This window comes from Bradyrhizobium sp. CCBAU 11386 (assembly GCF_028128955.1).
In the GTDB taxonomy this organism is placed as follows: Bacteria; Pseudomonadota; Alphaproteobacteria; order Rhizobiales; family Xanthobacteraceae; genus Bradyrhizobium.
In genome coordinates, this window is the sequence record NZ_LBKA01000258.1 from 134,102 (window position 1) to 152,121 (window position 18,020).

Here is an 18,020-nt window from a genome sequence, read left to right on the forward strand (position 1 = left end):
TATGACGGCCTGACCGAGGCGAGACCGGCGGGCGATGGACGTCACCGAGTTTGAGGAACTGATCGACCGGCTGGGCGAGGATCTCTCCCTCTGGCCCGACGATCGGCGCGTGCCCGCCGAGGAGCTGCTGGCGCACTCGTCGGCCGCGCAAGCCCTGCTGGAAGAGGCGCGCATCTTGCGCCAGGCGCTCGCCGCGCCCCCGGTCCGTGCTCCCAAAGGCCTCGCCGACCGCATCGCCGCCGCCGCTGCGAAAATGAAAGGCGACACCGCCGAGCCGCGCACGGAAGGCGAGACGGCGGAGAGCTGAAGGGCTTCCTTTTCAACCCTCGCATATTCCGATCGCGCTTGGGGCGATGAAGCTTCCACATCGTCATGGCCGGGCTTGTCCCGGCCATCCACGTCTTGCTTCGCGCTACAAAGAACGTGGATGCCCGGGACCCGGCTTCGGCAAAAGGCTTCGCCGGGCTACTCGGTAGTGGGCCGGCGAAGCTCTAGCGAAGACGGCAAGCCCGGGCATGACGACGTCTCGGAGCGGGGCTCGATCACCGCAGCAGATCAACTCGAGACCATCGCATCACCTAGAGCGCGCACGGCAGATCTTGCCGTGTCGAAAGCCGTTTTCGCGCGCGTGAATCCCCGCCTGAATCCGCGCGCCCACCCGTTTCATCAGCACACAGATTTCAAGCGCCGCCGACCGACATCTCGTCGCCGGCGGCGCGGGGAAGCCGGAGTTTCTGATGACCGTTTCCGCAACGAGTTCTGCGTCGACCGCCACCACGACGACATCGTCGTCGTCGAGCACGTCGTCCAATTCGACGCTGACATCCAGCGATTTCCTGAGCCTGCTCGTCAGCGAGCTCCAGAACCAGAATCCGCTGGATGCGACCTCGACCACCGACCTCGTCAATCAGCTCACCTCCTACGCGAATTTCACCTCCCAGCAGTCGATCAACTCCAATCTCAATTCGCTTGCGAGCTCGTTCTCCAGCCTCGTGACGCTGAATTCCGTGAACTACATCGGCCACACCGTCGAGGCGAAGACGGACACCTCGACACTGAGCAACGGCTCGGCGACCTTCGGCTACTCGCTGTCCTCGGCCGCCTCCGACGTCTCGATCAGCATTCAGGACTCCTCGGGCAACACAGTGTGGACCGGCACCGGGACCGGCAATGCCGGATCGAACAGCTTCACCTGGGACGGCAAGGACTCCAGCGGAAACCAGCTCTCCGACGGCGGTCAGTACACGATCTCGGTGACCGCGACGAATTCCATCGGCAATTCGGTCCTCAACTACACGACCGTCACCGGCACGGTGACCGGCATCGACACCTCGACCTCGACACCCTCGCTTACCGTGAACGGCATTTCCGTCAGCGCCGCCAACATCATCGGCGTCACATCCTGATTTCTTCCGGAGTTTCATCATGAGTCTCAGCGGTGCATTATCCTCGGCGATCTCGGCGCTCAGTGCGCAGAGCCAGTCCCTGTCGATGATCAGCGACAACATCGCCAATTCCGACACGACCGCCTACAAGACGACGTCCGGGATGTTCGACGCGCTCGTGACGGCGTCGAGCAACACGACCTCTTATGCCTCGGGCGGCGTCACCGTCTCGGGCCGCGCCAACATCACCCAGCAGGGCCTGCTGGCTGCGACCTCCAACGCCACCGACGTCGCGATCCAGGGCTCCGGCTTCTTCGTTGTGACCGACGCCAAGTCGGGCGGCACCACCGCCTACACCCGGAACGGCGCCTTCACCACCGACAATGCCGGCTATCTCCAGAACAACGGCTATTATCTCGAGGGCTGGCGCACCGACGCGGACGGCAAAGTTGTCGGCAACGAATCCGCGAGCAATCTCGAGGCCATCAACACCCAGGTTGCCTCGACCAGCGGCAGCGCCACGACCAAGACCACGGTCGCCGCCAATCTGCCGTCGGACGCCGCGACCGGCGACACCTATACCAGCTCGATGACCGTCTACGATTCGCTTGGCGCCGCGAATTCGATGCAGATCACCTGGTCCAAGACCGGCACCAACACCTGGAGCGCGAGCTTCGCCAACCCGACCTCGGCCTCGGACACGACGACCGCGACGGGTACGGCCTCAGGCACGATCGACATCACCTTCAACAGCGACGGCTCGCTGGCCAGCACCAACCCGGACCCGGCAACGGTCTCGATCATCGGCTGGACCGACGGTGCGGCCGACAGCACCATCACCATGGATCTCGGCACCGCCGGCAAGACCGACGGTCTGACGCAATACGCGTCCGGCGAGACCACGCCGTCGGTCAACGTCACCAGCATCGACTCGGATGGTTTGTCCTACGGCAAGCTGTCCAGCATCTCGATCGGCGACGACGGCGTGGTCGACGCGACCTATTCCAACGGTCAGACCATCGCGATCTACAAAATCGCGGTGGCGACCTTCGCCGATCCCAACGGGCTCGCCGCCTCCAGCGACGGGATCTATTCGGCGACCGTGACGTCGGGCAACGCCGCGCTGCAGGCCTCCGGCGAGAACGGCGCGGGCACGATCTACGGCAGCGAGCTGGAATCCTCGACCACCGACACCTCCAGCCAGTTCTCGAGCATGATCTCGGCGCAGCAGGCCTATTCGGCTGCGTCCCAGGTCATCTCGACCGTCAACAAGATGTACGACACCCTGATCTCGGCGATGAGGTGAGTGGTGCGCAGTGAAGAGTCCAAGGCTGTCGGAGAGGCGCTGCTGCGTCGGCTGCGACGGCTGGTGGCGCGGGCCGCGACCCTCAAGGGCCGCGACCGCAAGCAATTGCTCGCACTGATCGATGACGTCGAGACGGCCCGCCTCGGCCTGTTGCGGGAATGCGCGGAGGTCGAGGGCGAAATGAGGCAGGCAACCGTCAGGACGACTGCGATCGCCGCTTACCTGCGCAACGCGCAGGCGAGCCGCGGCAAACGGCATAACTAGAAGAAGGCGATGACCATGACTGTAGCCCAAGCCACGAGGACGAGCGCCGCAAATGGCGACACGCGGATCAAGTCGCTGATCGCGCTCATCGACGTCCTGACCGCGCTGGTCGCCGAGGAGAATGTGGAGCTCGCCAAGGGCCTGCCGGCCTCGCGCCTGAAGCAGGTCGACGAGAAGAATCGTCTGGCGGAGATGTTCGAACGGACAGTTGCCGAGTGCGCGGGGGGCGCGACCAGCCTGAACGTACCGGACCGGATCCTGCGCGAGCAGCTCATGGAGCGGATCCTGAAGCTGCGCGCGGCGATGGACGAAAATCTGGTGCGCCTGCGCGCGGCGATCGAGGCCAGCAACCGCCGGATCGAGGCCGTCATGCAGGCGATCCGCGAGCAGATCGCGGCGGTGTCGCCCTACGGCGCCTCCGGCCGGGTCGCCGCGCGCCCCGTCTCCAGCGGCACCAGCCGCAGCGCCTGACGATTCGAGGGTCCCGCCGTGTCACTCAATATCGCACGATCGATCGCCTTCAGCGGGCTGTCGGCCACGTCGGTGCAGATCAGCGTGACGTCGTCGAACATCTCGAACGCCGACACGACGGGCTACACGGCGAAGACCGCGAACCAGTCGAGCAGCGTCACCAACGGTGTCGGCACCGGCGTCACCGTGACCGGCATCAGCTCGAGCGTCGACAAGCTGCTGTTGAAGTCGCTGGTCGGGGCGACCTCCGACCTCGGATCGGCCGATACGACCAACACCTATCTGACCTCGCTTGAAAAGCTCTACGGCACGACCAGCAGCAGCGACGGCAGCTCAACAGGAACCTCGCTCGCGAACAGCATCGCCTCGCTGGAATCGGCACTGTCGTCGCTGGCGAGCACGCCGAGCAGCGCATCGCTGCAATCCAACGTCGTCAGCGCGCTCGACGACGTCGCGAGCCAGTTGCGGGAGACATCGAGCGGCATCCAGAAGCTCCGCAGCGACGCCGACCAGGACATCTCGTCCTCGATCGACGACGTGAATGCGGATCTGGAGCAGATCGCGGATCTCAACGCCGCGATCAAGCAGACGGCGGCGGCCGGCCAGTCGACCGCCGACCTGGAGGACCAGCGCAACACCGCGCTCCAGGACGTCGCCTCCAAGATGAACATCAGCTATTTCACGGCGTCGAACGGCGATCTCCAGATCTATACCACAGGCCAGGCGCTGGTCGACAGTTCCGCCCACACGATCAGCTATACCGCCGCGGCCAAGGTGACGGCGTCGACGACCTACACCGCCGGCTCGTCGTCGAGCGGCTTCAGCGCGATCACGGTAAACGGCGTCGATATCACCTCCCAGATATCAGGCGGCGACATCGGCGCGCTCGTCACGCTGCGTGACAAGACCCTGCCGGCGGCGCAGTCCCAGCTCGACCAGCTCGCACAGCAGCTCGCCTCGGCGATGAACAGCGTCTCGAACAGCGCCTCTTCGGTGCCGGCGCCAACGAGCCTGACCGGTACGACTGCCGTCACCAGCAGCACGGCGCTCTCCGCCACCGGCACGGTGCGCATCGCCGCCACCGACCAGAGCGGCAATCTGGTCTCCTACGGCGATCTCGACCTCTCGTCCTATTCCACGGTCGGCGATCTCGTCACCGCAATCAACGGCATCTCCGGACTCTCCGCATCGGTCGATTCCGACGGCCATCTCTCGATCACGGCGACCGGCTCCGGCAACGGCGTTGCCATCAACGAGATGACCAGCTCGGTGGGAAGCTCCGGCGAAGGGTTTTCGGAGTATTTCGGTCTCAACGATCTGGTGACGGGGACGAGCGCGTCGGATATCGCGGTCAACAGCAAGATCCTGTCCGGAACCAACGAGCTTCAGCTCGCGACGCTGGACTCATCGTCGAGCCTGACGGTCGGCAGCACGGTGCTGTCGTCGGGGTCCGCCACCGTCGTCAATGCCTTCTACGACGCCTTGACGGAGTCCCGGACATTTTCCTCCACCGGTGGGCTCGCCGCCACCACCGGCTCCTTCGCCGATTACGCCTCGGCCATCGTGTCCGATGTCGCGAGCAAGTCGTCACAGGCCTCCACCAACTACACCGCCAAGGAGACCGCACAGTCGACCTATGCGAACTCGCTGTCGTCGCAGTCGGGCGTCAACCTGGACGAGGAATCGGCGAAGCTCAGCACGCTTCAGAACAAATATTCGGCAGCTTCCGCGCTGATCCAGGCCATCAACTCGATGTATTCGGCGCTGCTCTCCGCCGTGCAGTCGACATAGGAGGGCAATAGGGCATGGTGGCGATGCGGGTCGCGACCTTCGCGCAGTCGAGCAAGATGATCTCCGACGCGCTGCGCGTGCAGGCGGTCATGGCCGAGAAACAGGTCCAGGAATCGTCGGGCATCGTCTCGAGCGATCTCGGCGGCTACGGTTCGGACGCCCAGCACGTCGTCAACCTCCAGGTCTCGGTGACGCGCGCGCAATCCTATATCGATGCCGCGACGCTCGCCGACAGCAAGGTGCAGGTGATGTATTCGGCGGTCGGTTCGATGACCGACATCATCACTCAACTTCGTTTCCAGCTCAGCGCCGCCTCGACCGGAAGCTCGACCGAGACGAACTCGGTGATCACCTCCGCCCAGCAGATGCTGGAGGAGATGGGGTCGATCATGAACACGCAGTATGACGGCCAATATGTCTTTGCCGGCGGCAAGACGGACACGGCGCCGGTCGATCTCACGAGCTTTTCGTCGGGGACGGGGTCCCTCACCACGGCGGACACCGGCTACTACGAGGGCGACGACGAGATCGCCTCGGTCCGCGTCGCCGCCGGTGAAACCGTCTCCTATGGTGTCACCGCCGACAATTCAGCGTTCGAGGAGGTGATGCGCGTGCTGAAATTCGTGGCCAACAGCACCTCGCTGTCGTCCGCGGACATCTCCAGCGCGCTCGATCTTGCCAGCGCGGCGCTCGACGACACGGCGGCCGTGCAGGCGAAGCTTTCCAGCGCAGCGTCCTCGATCGAGACGGCGAGCGCCCGCCAGAGCGACTACAAGAGCTATGCCGAGACGCTGTCGAGCGACCTCACCAGCGTCGACGTCGCCGCCATTACGGCGGAGCTCTCGACCTACGAGTCGCAACTCACCGCGTCCTATTCGGCGCTCGGCAAGATCCTCAGCCTGAATCTTGCGAGCTATCTGAAATAGGGTCGGTTCATTCGGCGGCGATGCGTTCCATTGCCATGGCCCGAAGCCGGGCGCGCTGGATCTTGACCCCGTTGGCGCTGTCGGTGACGGGGAAGGCCTCCACGACATAGATCCGCGCCGGGACCTTATAGCCGGCAAGCCGCTCGCGCAGGCGCGCGATCAGCGCTTCCTGCTGCGGCGGCTCTCCTGCGGGGATCACGAAGGCGACGCAGCGGGCGTTTCCCTTCAGATTGACCGCGACGACCTGGGCATCGGCAACACCTGTGCACGACTTGAGCTCGTCCTCGATCTCGCCGGGCGCGACAAGGAAGCCGCCGAGCCGCATGGCGTCGCCCGCGCGGGTCTCGTAGACGAAGGAGCCGTCGCCGCGCAGCCGGCCGATATCGCCGGTGCGGAAAAAGCCGTCCGCGGTGATCGCATCGCGCGTCGCGTCGGGATTATTGAAGTAGCCGAGGAAGCGTGACGGTGCACTGATCTCGATCTCGCCGGAAACGCCGGGGGCCGCGAGTTCGCCGGTCTCGGTGTCGCGCACGCGGACCTTGGCTTCCGGCGACATCGGCCAGCCGCCGCCCTCGATCCGGTCAGTGAAGGCGTTGCTGGCGCGGGCGATCGAGAACAGGGCCTGTACCTCGCTCGAACCGTAGAGGCCGTGCAGCGGCATGCCGCGCGCTTCGGCCTCCGCGGCAAGCTCGCGCCAGCCGGGCTGGAACGCGGCGAAGCCGAACACCTCGGCACGGGGGAAGGGACGGGCCAGGTCGGTGAGGGCGAGGATGCGGCGGAACATCTCGTCGGAGCCGAAGGCGTGCGTGATCTCATGGTCGCCGAGGATCTTCAGCGCCGGCGCGGCCTCGAAAGCGTCGAGCACATGGATGGTCGCGCCCGCTGCGATGAAGCCGAGCAGGCTCGTCATGCCGAAAGTGCCGCAGAACGGCAGCATGGCCAGCAGCGCATGACGTTGCGGCGAGAGTTTCAGCGCCGTGGCGACGGAGGCGGCGTGCGCGGCCAGCGTTCGCTGCGAATGCGCGACCAGCTTTGGCCCCCTGGTCGTGCCTGACGTGGTGTAGAGCAGCACGGGCAGGTCGACGTCACCCTGCGCGGGCGGGGCCGGCGGATAGGGCTTGTCGAACGCATCGAACCGCACACAGGGCCAGTGCGCCGGGATCGCGTCCGCGCCGACCACCGCAAGCTGTCGCAGCGCGGGCACCTCGTCCTTGGCGATATCAGCCAGGATAGCGCTAAAATCGATTGTGCGGAACGCTGCCTCGACCACCATCAGCCTGGCACCGGACAAGCGGAGCAGATGGGCGACCTCCGCGCTACGGTAGCGCGTATTGACGGCGGCGACGATCGCGCCGAGGCGGGCGGCGGCAAACAGCAGCGCGACCCATTCGATCCGGTTGACCAGCCAGACCGCGACGACGTCGCCCTTGCCGACACCCTGCGCAGCAAGCCAGGCCGCGGTCTGCTCGATCTTTGCCGAGAATTCCGCGCGCGAGACCGGCGTGCCGTCGAACACGAAGGCGGGATCGGCGGAGGCCTCGGTGCAGATCAGCGATTGCAGCGAAAATTCGTTGGAGCTCATGGCGCCCGGAGTAACCCGATCGCGCAAAACTGTCTACTTGGTGCCGAACATCCGGTCGCCGGCATCGCCCAGGCCCGGCACGATGTAGCCATGGTCGTTGAGCCGCTCGTCGATTGCGGCGGTCCAGATCGGCACGTCGGGATGCTCGCGCTGGAACTGCGCGATGCCCTCGGGCGCGGCCAGGAGGCAGACGAAACGGATGTCGCGGGCGCCGCGGTTCTTGAGGAGGGATGCGCCGGCGCAGGCCGAGTTGCCGGTCGCCAACATCGGGTCCATCAGGATCACGGTGCGGTCGGACAGGTCCTGCGGCGCCTTGAAGTAATATTCCACGGCCTGCAATGTTTCGGGGTCGCGGTAGAGCCCGATATGGGCGATGCGCGCCGAGGGCATCAGCGCCAGCATGCCGTCGAGGAAGCCGACGCCGGCGCGCAGGATCGGCGCCAGCGTGAGCTTCTTGCCGGCGATCTTCGGCGCCAGCATCGATGCGATCGGCGTCTCGATCTCGACCAGCTCCAGCGGCAGGTCGCGCGTCACCTCATAGCCGAGCAGCATCCCGATCTCGTTCAGGATCTCGCGAAAGCTCTTGGTCGAGCGGTCCTTCTCCCGCATCAGGGAGAGCTTGTGCTGGACCAGAGGGTGGGCGACGACATTGACGCTGCTTGTGCTCATGAAACCGCTCTACACGGTTCCGTGAAATTGCGCCAGATCGGCCGGGTATTTTCCGCGTGATACGTGGCCTCAAGCCGGCATCGCGACCTCCTTGCGGGCACGGCTGCTCGCCTCGTAGGCAGCCATGGTCAATTCACGTTCGATGGCCGTCCGCATGGCATCCATGGCTGGCTGGCGCAGGCGCTTCTTCGCGGTCGCATGCGACGGCTTGTGGATCGCGCGCAATGCCGCGATGATCCCCTCGAGGGCGTTGTCGATGGCCTCAGGCTCAACCACGCGATCGAGAAAACCCGCCGTCAGCGCCTCCTCGGGCTCGTACATTTCGCCCAGCGTGGTGGTGCGGCTGAGCCAGGCCGGATGCAGGCGGCTGCGCGCGAGCTCGATGGCGAAGGTCGGCGGCGCAATGCCGATCGCGACCTCGTTCAAGCCCATGCGATGCGGCCCCCGCGCGCCCAGCCTGACGTCGCAGGCGAGCAGCAGGAACGTCCCCATCGGAAAGGCATGGCCCTCCATCACGCCGACGGTCGGATGCGGAAACGACATCAGCCGCAGCGCAAGCTCCGCACCGGCCCGGACCATCTCGAGGCTCCCGGCGGCATCGCCCGAGGCGAACACCTTCAGGTCGAAGCCGGCGGAGAAGATGCCCGGCCGCGTCGAGCGCAGCACCACGATCCCCGCTTCGGTCTCGGCGCGGTCGAAGGCGGCTCCGATCTCGCCCAGCATGGCGGCTGACATCACGTTGACCTTGCCGTCGTCGAGCTCGATCCGCGCGACGCCGTCCTTCAACTCGTAGCTCACTGCCTTTGGCATTTGCCTCTCCCGGTCATTGTCACGCCTTGACTGTCGGAGGCTGATGTAGACCAATCAATATAATTTCTGATCGGAGGACGGCGCCATGCCGGCCGTGCCAAAACACCGCCAGCCCATCATCAATGCGGCGGTGACGCTGTTCCGCCGCCAGGGCTTTGCCCGCACCGGCCTGAACGACATCGTGGACGTCAGCGGCGCGCCGAAGGGGTCGCTTTATCACTACTTTCCAGATGGAAAATCCTCGATCGCGGTGGCGGCGGTCGAGGAAGCGGGGCATCGCGTGGCGGCAACCGTGGCGAAGCTCGCGGACGAGTGCGGCTCGGCCGGCGAACTCCTGCGCGCCCATGCGCGGCTGCTGGCGGGGTGGATGCAGGGCTCCGGCTTTCGCAACGGCTGCCCGATCACGACCGTCCTGCTCGAGCTGGCGCCGCGCGAGCGCGCGGTATCTGAGGCCGGCCGCAAAGCCTATGCGGCGCGGATCGCGCTGCTTCGTGACAAGCTGATTGCGGACGGGTTTGCCAGGCCGCGGGCGGAGACACTTGCCGTGCTCTGCACCTCGGCGCTCCAGGGCGCGCTGATCCAGGCGCGCGTCGAACGCAGCGGCCGGCCGATCGAGGTCACGGCGGCGGAACTGGCACGCCTGATCGAGGCGGAAGCGGAGAGGTGAGCCTAGACGCCGAGTCCCCGCGCGACGAGCGTGATCACGATCGTCAGGATCGCGCCCCAGACCAGGCTCAGCGTCATGGTCAGGATGGTCGTGGTGACCGCGTGCTCGAGATTTCCCTTGAGGAGCTGCACGCTACTTGTCCGGGGCGGGCGCGGCGCCGATGCGCATGCCGAGCAGCAATGCACCCATCAACGCAACCAGGATCGCGATCTTGAGTTCGATCATGTCCGCCGCCTCGTGGTCACGCGCGCAAGAAGCTGCCTCGCTCCCCCCGCCAGCACGATCAGGGGATTGCCGCGGTTCTCGATGTCGAGCTCGAAGGTCTCGGCAGGAAACACCAGCGCGCACCGCGCCGGCGCGCTCTGACGGTTGGCGAAATCCACCGCCAAGCTCTTGAACAGGAACAGGCCGCCGACGCGTCCACGTGCCTCGCGCGCGACCCAGAGCCCGGCCTTGTTGCGACCGATGAAGAAAGCCGGAATCGAGGCGCTGACGACGTCCGGATCGAGTGGCCTGAGCGCCGTGACAGGATCGCTTCCGGCCGCCGATGTCGGTCGGCGGTGGACGGCTTGAAGGGCGATTGCGGCCATGGCGGCCTCCTTACACATCTGCAAAGTCATGATGTCCGCCCCGCCGGTCAGGCGTGGAGATGCCAGACATAGATTGCCGTCCTCAGCGCGATGAGCGCAGTGAGCACGCTGCCCATCGAGAGCACGGCCAGTGCACGGAGCGCCAGGCGCTTGAGCTGGGCCTTGCGCTCCTTCGTGATCCGCAGCCGTTCGGTTCCATCAAAGGGCCGATCAAGGCTATGTGTCAGCATCGACATCCTGGAAGTCCTTGTCTGTGGTGCGGCGCGGGGGCCGCTCCAATCTGTCTTCCATGATGGCCATCGCTGGGTAGGATTGCGAGATGATCGCCGAGGCCGCCGCATAGGAATGTCATAAAGACGCCGGTCGTGCCTGCAGTCCTCTGAAGAGGTTTTGGTCGCGTTTCGGTTGCGGTTTGGATCGCGCAGGTTTCGAACGCGCCAGCCCGACGGCGGCCGCGAAAGCGAGCCGCAGCCGTGGTTGGTCGATCTGCTTGCAGAAGCAGTCCAAAGTCGCCTCCGCGTCTTGCTGCCGGCCGTCGATGGCCGCGCAGAGATGGGAACTGGTGCGCCGGAAGAAGTGCAGCGAGTCCTCGCCGCTGCGTCGGCCGCCGAGACGATCGAGTTCAACCGCGAGTGCGGCGACATTGTGCCTGTCGGAGTCGCTCAGCGTCACGGCAAAGCGCAGGATCGCCAGCTGCCAGGCGCCGAGAAGCCTCCGATGGTCTTCGACTGATGGCGGCATTCGAGATCCGAACGACTGCGCGAGACGTCAGGCGCCGACGCGGTCGATCAGCTCCTCGTCGGCGATCGCGGCGAAGGCGCGTACCACCTCCCGCTGCACGGCTGCGTCCAGCGGCACGATCGGCAGCCTCGTCGCCGGCGACGTCAGGCCCAGCACGCTCAGCGCGCTCTTGAGCGCCGCCGGGCTGTCCTTGGAGAGACAGGTGATGAGCGGGATGAGGCGCCTGTGCAGGTAACGTGCCGATTGCAAGCGGCCTTGCCTGACCTGCGAGAAGATCGTGCGGCACAGATCGGGGGCGATGTTGGAGATTACAGCGCATATTTGACGGCCTGGGCGCGGCTGACGAACAGGCCGCCATAGAGGCCGTTCTGCTCCTGCGCGACCCATTGTCCCCGGTGGTTGCGGCCGATGAGGACGATGGTTGAGGTGGAGGTGCACGAGGGAGGTTCGACGAGTTTCACGGCTGTATTCCTTCTGAACGACGCCGGCGCGGGATGCATGTCCCTGCCTGCGCGCTCAATATCCCGTCTCGCGAATATGATTTCGAGGGCGGGTGCGCGGCGATCTCATAGGAAGGTCATAAAGCCGACTGCTCAGGTCACATCATTGGCAATGTGGACCAGCGCGAACAGCGCACCGAATGCAGCGGCTTCGTCCCAATGATTGAGGGTAGCGCCGAATAGCGGTTCGCGCCTGACGAGGCCGGCGAGCGCGCACAGGATGATCGACATCCAGAGCAGAACGGCAAGGCTTGGGCCGAAACCGACGCTACCGAATGCGGCAAAGGCGGCGAGCAGCGCGATGCGGACGGCGAAGCGTGCGATCACGCGCGCCGGGCTCAGCTTGTGCGGCATGTCCGGAGCTTGCGACAAGGTGTGAACCCGTCAGGCTGCTCTAGCCGGAATTGTCGCAGCCGAGCGGCTCGTAAAGCGGATCCGGCACGGGACGAACGGAGGGAACGCTCGGCCGCGACACGTCCACGGCCAATGCCCGGACCTCGACGAAGGCCGACAGCAAGGCCAGCGCAAGGTCGGCGTGGCGTGCCTCGACCGCAGCGTCCAGCCAGTCCGGCAGCTCACGCTCGCGCGAGAGCGCACAATGCCATTCGCCTTCGTCATAGGCGATGCGGCGGACCTGCCATAGCGGCAGCTCGAGCTCGATCAGCGCCAGCGCCGCGTCGGCCCAGGCCTCAGCGTCGATCAGGCGCATGATGCGCGTGGTGCGTTCGTTCTGGCCGAGCGAGGGGATGCGCCGGCAGGCGTGATCGATGACGTCGTGCATCAGCGGCCGTGTCATCGCCGGTGCCGCGCGAAGTCGCTGGCTGAGGGAAGGTGGGTCGAGGCGTCGGAGAGCGGCGGTCATGTCAGGCCTCCTGGAGTTGGCGTCGGTCAGTCGGCCGGCGTCTCCAAGATGGCCAAAGCGGCATTTGAAAACGAGATGAGGAGGGGGCGGGAGATATAGGGATTTCATAAGTGTGCGGGGGGCGGGGACGCAATGCGTGACGCCCCCTCCGCCGTCGTCCCGGCGAAGGCCGGGACCCATAACCACAGGGAGAGGTTTGGCGAAGACTCGTGGTCACTTGCCCGCACGACAACTCCTCCCTGTGGTTATGGGGCCCGGATCGGCGCGCGCTTTGGGCGCGCTTGTCCGGGACGACGGTGAGAATCGCTTCGCGAGCGCCGCGTCATCAGAGTCTCCTCGCCCTTTATGAGATTCCTATAACTTCGCCATAGCCCTCATCTCGAAAACCTATGCCCGTGCTGGCACTTCAGCACGGTCAAAAGTTCCGGCTGGCGCCGCGGAAATCCGTTGTGTTTCCTCGCCCGCGCCCGCCGGAGGTCTGAGAAGCGGTTGCGCCGGAAACAAGGGCGCAACGAGGAGAATTCCCATGATGGACATTCTGATGCTGGCGCTGGGCTTCGGCTTCTTCGCGCTTGCGATCGGCTACACCTACGCCTGCGAACGGCTGTGACGGAGCACACCATGATCTTCGATTATGCGCTCGCCGGTGCCGTCTCGTTCGGCCTGCTGATGTATCTCACCTACGCGCTGCTGCGGCCCGAGCGGTTCTGACCCGTGCTGCTGCTTGTCGAATTGCTGCTGGCCGACGCTGCGCTCGTCGCGGGCCTGCTCGCGCTGCTCCTGCCGCTGTTGCGCCGGACACAAAGCCTGAAGGGTTAATGCCATGACTGTGATCGGTTGGCTCCAGATCATTCTTTTCTGCGCGATCATCGTCGCGCTGACCAAGCCGCTCGGCTGGTACATGACGCGCGTGTTCAACGGCGAGCGGACGCTTCTGTCACCGGTGCTGCGTCCGATCGAAGCCGGGATCTATTGGATCTCCGGCGTCGATGAGAGGCGCGAGCAGCATTGGCTGACCTACACGGTTGCCATGCTGCTGTTCCATGTCGGCGGCTTCCTGATCATCTACGGCGTGATGCGGCTCCAGGCCGTGCTGCCCTTCAATCCGGCCGGACAGGCGGCGGTCGCCGAGGATCTCTCCTTCAATACCGCGATCTCCTTCATCACCAACACCAACTGGCAGAACTACGGCGGCGAGAGCACGCTGTCTTATCTCGTGCAGATGCTCGGCCTGACGCACCAGAACTTCCTGTCGGCGGCAACCGGCATTGCGCTGGCGGTCGCGTTGATCCGCGGCTTCTCGCGCGCCTCGGTGCGCACGGTCGGCAATTTCTGGGTCGACGTGACGCGCTGTACCCTCTACGTGTTGCTGCCGATCTGCGTCGTCTACACGCTGTTCCTGGTCTGGCAGGGCATCCCGCAGACGCTCGGCGACTATATTGAGGCCACGACGCTCGAGGGCGCCAAGCAGACCATCGCGGTCGGCCCGGTCGCCTCGCAGGTCGCGATCAAGATGCTCGGCACCAATGGCGGCGGCTTCTTCAACGCCAACGCCGCGCATCCCTTCGAGAACCCGACGGCGCTGTCGAACTTCGTGCAGATGCTGTCGATCTTCGCGCTCGGGGCCGCGCTCACCAACGTGTTCGGCCGCATGGTCGGCAACCAGCGCCAGGGCTGGGCGATCCTCGCCGTGATGGGCGTGCTGTTCGTCGCGGGCGTCGCCATCACTTATTGGGCGGAAGCGAGCGGCACCTCGACGCTCCAGGCGCTGGGCCTGACCGGCGGCAACATGGAAGGCAAGGAAGTCCGCTTCGGCATCGTCGCGTCCGCGCTGTTCGCGGTGATCACGACAGCCGCCTCCTGCGGTGCGGTCAATGCCATGCATGACAGCTTTACCGCGCTCGGTGGCATGATCCCCCTGATCAACATCGAGCTCGGCGAAATCATCGTCGGCGGGGTCGGCGCGGGCATGTACGGGATGCTGCTGTTCGTCATCCTGGCGATCTTCGTCGCGGGACTCATGGTCGGCCGCACGCCGGAATATGTCGGCAAGAAGATCGAGGCGCGCGAGGTCAAGATGGCGATGCTGGCCATCCTGGTGTTGCCGCTGATGATCCTCGGCTGGACCGCGGTCGGCGTGGTCTATCCGGCGGCGGTCGCCTCCATGGCGAATGCCGGCCCGCACGGTTTCACCGAGGTGCTCTATGCCTTCACGTCGGCGACCGGCAACAACGGGTCCGCCTTCGCGGGTCTGACCGGCAACACCTTCTTCTACAACCTCACGCTGGCAAGCGCGATGTTCGTCGGCCGCTTCTTCATGATCGTCCCGGCGATGGCGATCGCGGGCTCGCTGGCAGCCAAGAAATCGATCCCTCCGTCGGCGGGCACTTTCCCGACTACGGGCGGGCTGTTCGTCGGCCTCGTCGTCGGCGTCATCCTGATCATCGGCGGCTTGACGTTCTTCCCAGCCCTCGCCCTCGGCCCCATCGTCGAGCACCTCGCGATGAACGCCGGCCAAGTCTTCTGATCGACAATCTTCCGATTGGTTTGGAGTGACCTCCATGGATACGATGAAACTGCAAAAACGTGCTGCCGTGTCGGCGATGCTCGATCCCAAGATCGTGGTGCCCGCGATCCGCGCCTCCTTCACCAAGCTCGACCCGCGGCTGATGGTGAAGAACCCCGTGATGTTCGTGGTCGAGGTCGTGGCCGCGCTCACCACCGTGATCTTCCTGCGCGACCTCGTCACGGGTGGCGCGAATCTCGGCTTCACCTTCCAGATCATCCTCTGGCTCTGGTTCACCGTGCTGTTCGCGAACTTCGCCGAAGCGGTCGCCGAAGGCCGGGGCAAGGCGCAGGCCGAGTCGCTGCGCAAGACCCGTACCGAGAGCCAGGCCAAGCTGCTCACCGGCACCGGCCAGGCCTTCAAGCTGGTTCCGGGCACCAGCCTGAAGGTCGGCGACATCGTGCTGGTCGAAGCGGGGGACACCATTCCCTCCGACGGCGAGGTGATCGAGGGCGTTGCCTCCGTCAACGAGGCCGCCATCACCGGCGAATCCGCGCCCGTCATTCGCGAGTCCGGCGGTGACCGCTCGGCGGTCACCGGCGGCACGCAGGTGCTGTCCGACTGGATCCGCGTCCGCATCACCGCCGCGCAGGGCTCGACCTTCATCGACCGCATGATCAAGCTGGTCGAGGGCGCCGAGCGGCAGAAGACGCCGAACGAAATCGCGCTCAACATCCTGCTTGCCGGCCTCACCATCATCTTCGTGTTCGCCACCGTCACCATTCCGAGCTATGCGGCTTATGCCGGCGGCTCGATCTCGGTGATCGTACTGGTCGCGCTGTTCGTGACGTTGATCCCGACCACGATCGGTGCGCTGCTGTCGGCGATCGGCATTGCCGGCATGGATCGCCTGGTCCGCTTCAACGTGCTGGCGATGTCGGGCCGCGCCGTCGAGGCGGCCGGCGACGTCGACACGCTGCTGCTCGACAAGACGGGCACGATTACGCTCGGCAATCGCCAGGCGACCGCGTTCCGTCCGGTGCGCGGCGTGACCGAGCAGGAGCTGGCGGACGCGGCCCAGCTCGCCTCGCTCGCCGATGAGACGCCGGAGGGCCGTTCCATCGTCGTGCTGGCGAAGGAGAAGTATGGCATTCGCGGCCGCGACATGGCCGAGCTCGGCGCGACCTTCATCCCGTTCACGGCGCAGACCCGTATGAGCGGCGTCAATGCCGGCGGCTCGTCGGTGCGCAAGGGTGCGGTCGATGCCATGCTCAACTACGTCGGCGGCGGTGCGCCGCTGGCGGTTGCTTCCGGCAACACGGCCCGAGCCATCCAGCCGGCGGCGTTGTCGGATCTCGGACGCGAGGTCCAGACCATTGCGGACGACATTGCCAAGGCGGGCGGTACTCCGCTTGCGGTTGCCAGGGACGGCAGGCTGCTCGGCGTCATCCAGCTCAAGGACATCGTCAAGGGCGGCATCCGCGAGCGTTTTGCCGAGCTGCGCCGCATGGGCATCCGCACCATCATGATCACCGGCGACAATCCGATGACGGCGGCGGCGATCGCGGCGGAGGCCGGCGTCGACGACTTCCTGGCCCAGGCAACCCCCGAGGACAAGCTCAAGCTGATCCGTGACGAGCAGGCCAAGGGCAAGCTGGTGGCGATGTGCGGCGACGGCACCAATGACGCGCCGGCGCTTGCGCAGGCCGACGTCGGCGTCGCCATGAACACCGGCACCCAGGCGGCCCGCGAGGCCGGCAACATGGTCGACCTCGACTCCAATCCGACCAAGCTGATCGAGGTTGTCGAGATCGGCAAGCAGCTCCTGATGACGCGCGGCGCACTGACGACCTTCTCGATCGCCAACGACGTCGCAAAATACTTTGCGATCATCCCGGCGATGTTTTTGGCGTTCTACCCGCAGCTCAACGTGCTCAACGTCATGAACCTGTCGAGCCCGCAGAGCGCCATCCTGTCGGCGATCATCTTCAACGCGCTTGTTATCATCGCGCTGATCCCGCTCGCGCTGAAGGGCGTCGCCTACCGCGCGGTCGGGGCCGGCGCACTGCTCCGCCGTAACCTGCTGGTCTACGGCTTTGGCGGCATCGTCATTCCGTTCATCTGCATCAAGGCGATCGACCTCGTCGTCGTCGCCTTGCACCTGGCCTAACCACGTCATTGCGAGGAGCGAAGCGACGAAGCAATCCAGACTGCCTCCGCGGAAAGACCCTGGATTGCTTCGCTTCGCTCGCAATGACGAAATAACTGGAGATTTAACATGCTCAGAGAAATCCGCCCCGCCATCGTCCTCTTGCTGGTGCTCACCGCCATCACGGGTCTGGCCTATCCGCTCGCCATGACCGCCATTGCCGGCGCGATCTTCCCCGCGCAGGCGCAGGGCAGCCTGATCGAGAAGGACGGCAAGGTGGTCGGCTCCGCCCTGATCGGGCAGGAGTTCAAGGAGGACAAGTACTTCCACGGCCGCCCCTCGGCGACGCTGGCGCCGGACCCGAATGATTCGACCAAGACGGTGTCTGCGCCCTACAACGCCGCCAACTCGGGCGGCTCCAACCTCGGCCCGGCCAGCAAGGCGCTGGCCGACCGGCTCAAGGAAGACGTGGACAAGCTCAGGGGCGAGAATCCGAATGCGGCCGTGCCGGTCGACCTCGTCACGACCTCGGCCAGCGGCCTCGACCCGGATATCTCGCCGGAGGCCGCGCAATTCCAGGTGCCGCGCGTTGCCAAGGCCCGGAATCTGCCGGAAGACGCGGTGAAGCAGCTTGTGGCTTCCAGCGTCCAGGGCCGTCTGCTCGGCCTGCTTGGCGAACCGCGCGTTAACGTATTGGCGTTGAACCTCGCGCTCGACCGCTCAGCCGCGAAGTAGCGGTCTAGGCTCGCGGCATCAGGATGATTATAGTTGTGGGCGAAGCCTTCTTCTTCCTCTCCCCGC

The 18,020-nt window shown here is 65.4% G+C and carries 23 protein-coding genes; 12 read left to right on the forward strand and 11 right to left on the reverse strand.

Going from position 1 to position 18,020, the window contains the following annotated elements:
- The first annotated feature begins 34 nt into the window (after window positions 1-34).
- The 7 genes from XI09_RS40010 (at window position 35) to XI09_RS40040 (ending at window position 6,143) form a co-directional block, all read left to right on the forward strand.
- Entirely contained in the window at window positions 35-307 is a 273-nt protein-coding gene (locus XI09_RS40010; protein WP_271571814.1) for a hypothetical protein, read from the forward strand.
- Window positions 308-737: 430 nt separating this feature from the next.
- Window positions 738-1,406 (forward strand): flagellar hook assembly protein FlgD, encoded by a 669-nt coding sequence (locus XI09_RS40015; protein WP_271571815.1) that lies wholly within the window; start codon window positions 738-740, stop codon window positions 1,404-1,406.
- 19 nt (window positions 1,407-1,425) lie between these two features.
- Entirely contained in the window at window positions 1,426-2,691 is a 1,266-nt protein-coding gene (gene flgE / locus XI09_RS40020; RefSeq protein ID WP_271571816.1) for a flagellar hook protein FlgE, read from the forward strand.
- Window positions 2,692-2,694: 3 nt separating this feature from the next.
- The gene (locus XI09_RS40025; protein ID WP_271571817.1) at window positions 2,695-2,955 is read left to right on the forward strand and encodes a hypothetical protein; all 261 of its coding nucleotides are present in this window, start codon (window positions 2,695-2,697) and stop codon (window positions 2,953-2,955) included.
- A gap of 15 nt (window positions 2,956-2,970) precedes the next feature.
- Complete coding sequence (locus XI09_RS40030; RefSeq protein WP_442869656.1) at window positions 2,971-3,426, forward strand: flagellar protein FlgN; 456 nt, start codon at window positions 2,971-2,973, stop codon at window positions 3,424-3,426.
- Window positions 3,427-3,444: 18 nt separating this feature from the next.
- On the forward strand, window positions 3,445-5,217 hold the full coding sequence (gene flgK, locus XI09_RS40035; protein ID WP_271571819.1) for a flagellar hook-associated protein FlgK: 1,773 nt from the start codon (window positions 3,445-3,447) through the stop codon (window positions 5,215-5,217).
- A 14-nt stretch (window positions 5,218-5,231) separates the two neighbouring features.
- Window positions 5,232-6,143, forward strand: a complete 912-nt coding sequence (locus XI09_RS40040) for a flagellin (protein WP_271571820.1) — start codon at window positions 5,232-5,234, stop codon at window positions 6,141-6,143.
- 7 nt (window positions 6,144-6,150) lie between these two features.
- On the opposite strand, the gene XI09_RS40045 is transcribed toward XI09_RS40040, so the two are convergent.
- From XI09_RS40045 to XI09_RS40055, 3 genes are all read right to left on the reverse strand, one after another.
- On the reverse strand, window positions 6,151-7,725 hold the full coding sequence (locus XI09_RS40045) for an AMP-binding protein (protein WP_271571821.1): 1,575 nt from the start codon (window positions 7,723-7,725) through the stop codon (window positions 6,151-6,153).
- 33 nt (window positions 7,726-7,758) lie between these two features.
- Entirely contained in the window at window positions 7,759-8,394 is a 636-nt protein-coding gene (gene upp / locus XI09_RS40050; protein WP_271571822.1) for a uracil phosphoribosyltransferase, read from the reverse strand.
- A gap of 69 nt (window positions 8,395-8,463) precedes the next feature.
- Entirely contained in the window at window positions 8,464-9,204 is a 741-nt protein-coding gene (locus tag XI09_RS40055) for a crotonase/enoyl-CoA hydratase family protein (protein WP_271571823.1), read from the reverse strand.
- An 85-nt stretch (window positions 9,205-9,289) separates the two neighbouring features.
- On the opposite strand from XI09_RS40055, the gene XI09_RS40060 reads away from it, so the two are divergent.
- Window positions 9,290-9,871, forward strand: a complete 582-nt coding sequence (locus tag XI09_RS40060) for a TetR/AcrR family transcriptional regulator (protein WP_271571824.1) — start codon at window positions 9,290-9,292, stop codon at window positions 9,869-9,871.
- Between the two features lie 2 nt (window positions 9,872-9,873).
- On the opposite strand, the gene XI09_RS40065 is transcribed toward XI09_RS40060, so the two are convergent.
- From XI09_RS40065 to XI09_RS40100, 8 genes are all read right to left on the reverse strand, one after another.
- Window positions 9,874-10,002 (reverse strand): hypothetical protein, encoded by a 129-nt coding sequence (locus XI09_RS40065; protein ID WP_256374891.1) that lies wholly within the window; start codon window positions 10,000-10,002, stop codon window positions 9,874-9,876.
- A 90-nt stretch (window positions 10,003-10,092) separates the two neighbouring features.
- On the reverse strand, window positions 10,093-10,491 hold the full coding sequence (locus XI09_RS40070; RefSeq protein WP_271571825.1) for a hypothetical protein: 399 nt from the start codon (window positions 10,489-10,491) through the stop codon (window positions 10,093-10,095).
- A 17-nt stretch (window positions 10,492-10,508) separates the two neighbouring features.
- Complete coding sequence (locus tag XI09_RS40075) at window positions 10,509-10,697, reverse strand: hypothetical protein (protein ID WP_271571826.1); 189 nt, start codon at window positions 10,695-10,697, stop codon at window positions 10,509-10,511.
- A gap of 112 nt (window positions 10,698-10,809) precedes the next feature.
- Entirely contained in the window at window positions 10,810-11,202 is a 393-nt protein-coding gene (locus XI09_RS40080) for a hypothetical protein (RefSeq protein WP_271571827.1), read from the reverse strand.
- Between the two features lie 27 nt (window positions 11,203-11,229).
- Window positions 11,230-11,523 carry a dihydrodipicolinate synthase family protein gene (locus XI09_RS40085; protein WP_271571908.1) on the reverse strand — a complete coding sequence of 98 codons (294 nt, stop codon included), beginning with the start codon at window positions 11,521-11,523 and terminating at the stop codon, window positions 11,230-11,232.
- Entirely contained in the window at window positions 11,511-11,663 is a 153-nt protein-coding gene (locus XI09_RS40090) for a hypothetical protein (protein ID WP_271571915.1), read from the reverse strand. The genes XI09_RS40085 and XI09_RS40090 overlap by 13 nt, the downstream gene beginning before the upstream one ends.
- Before the next feature lie 132 nt (window positions 11,664-11,795).
- Window positions 11,796-12,056 (reverse strand): hypothetical protein, encoded by a 261-nt coding sequence (locus XI09_RS40095; protein ID WP_271571909.1) that lies wholly within the window; start codon window positions 12,054-12,056, stop codon window positions 11,796-11,798.
- 40 nt (window positions 12,057-12,096) lie between these two features.
- Window positions 12,097-12,564 (reverse strand): hypothetical protein, encoded by a 468-nt coding sequence (locus tag XI09_RS40100; protein WP_271571828.1) that lies wholly within the window; start codon window positions 12,562-12,564, stop codon window positions 12,097-12,099.
- 621 nt (window positions 12,565-13,185) lie between these two features.
- On the opposite strand from XI09_RS40100, the gene XI09_RS40105 reads away from it, so the two are divergent.
- The 4 genes from XI09_RS40105 (at window position 13,186) to XI09_RS40120 (ending at window position 17,954) form a co-directional block, all read left to right on the forward strand.
- Complete coding sequence (locus XI09_RS40105; protein WP_091879689.1) at window positions 13,186-13,275, forward strand: K(+)-transporting ATPase subunit F; 90 nt, start codon at window positions 13,186-13,188, stop codon at window positions 13,273-13,275.
- A 112-nt stretch (window positions 13,276-13,387) separates the two neighbouring features.
- Window positions 13,388-15,091, forward strand: coding sequence for a potassium-transporting ATPase subunit KdpA (kdpA, locus tag XI09_RS40110; protein ID WP_271571829.1), 1,704 nt, complete (start codon window positions 13,388-13,390; stop codon window positions 15,089-15,091).
- A 34-nt stretch (window positions 15,092-15,125) separates the two neighbouring features.
- On the forward strand, window positions 15,126-17,240 hold the full coding sequence (gene kdpB, locus XI09_RS40115; protein WP_271571830.1) for a potassium-transporting ATPase subunit KdpB: 2,115 nt from the start codon (window positions 15,126-15,128) through the stop codon (window positions 17,238-17,240).
- 108 nt (window positions 17,241-17,348) lie between these two features.
- Entirely contained in the window at window positions 17,349-17,954 is a 606-nt protein-coding gene (locus tag XI09_RS40120) for a K(+)-transporting ATPase subunit C (RefSeq protein WP_271571831.1), read from the forward strand.
- Window positions 17,955-18,020: the final 66 nt, after the last annotated feature.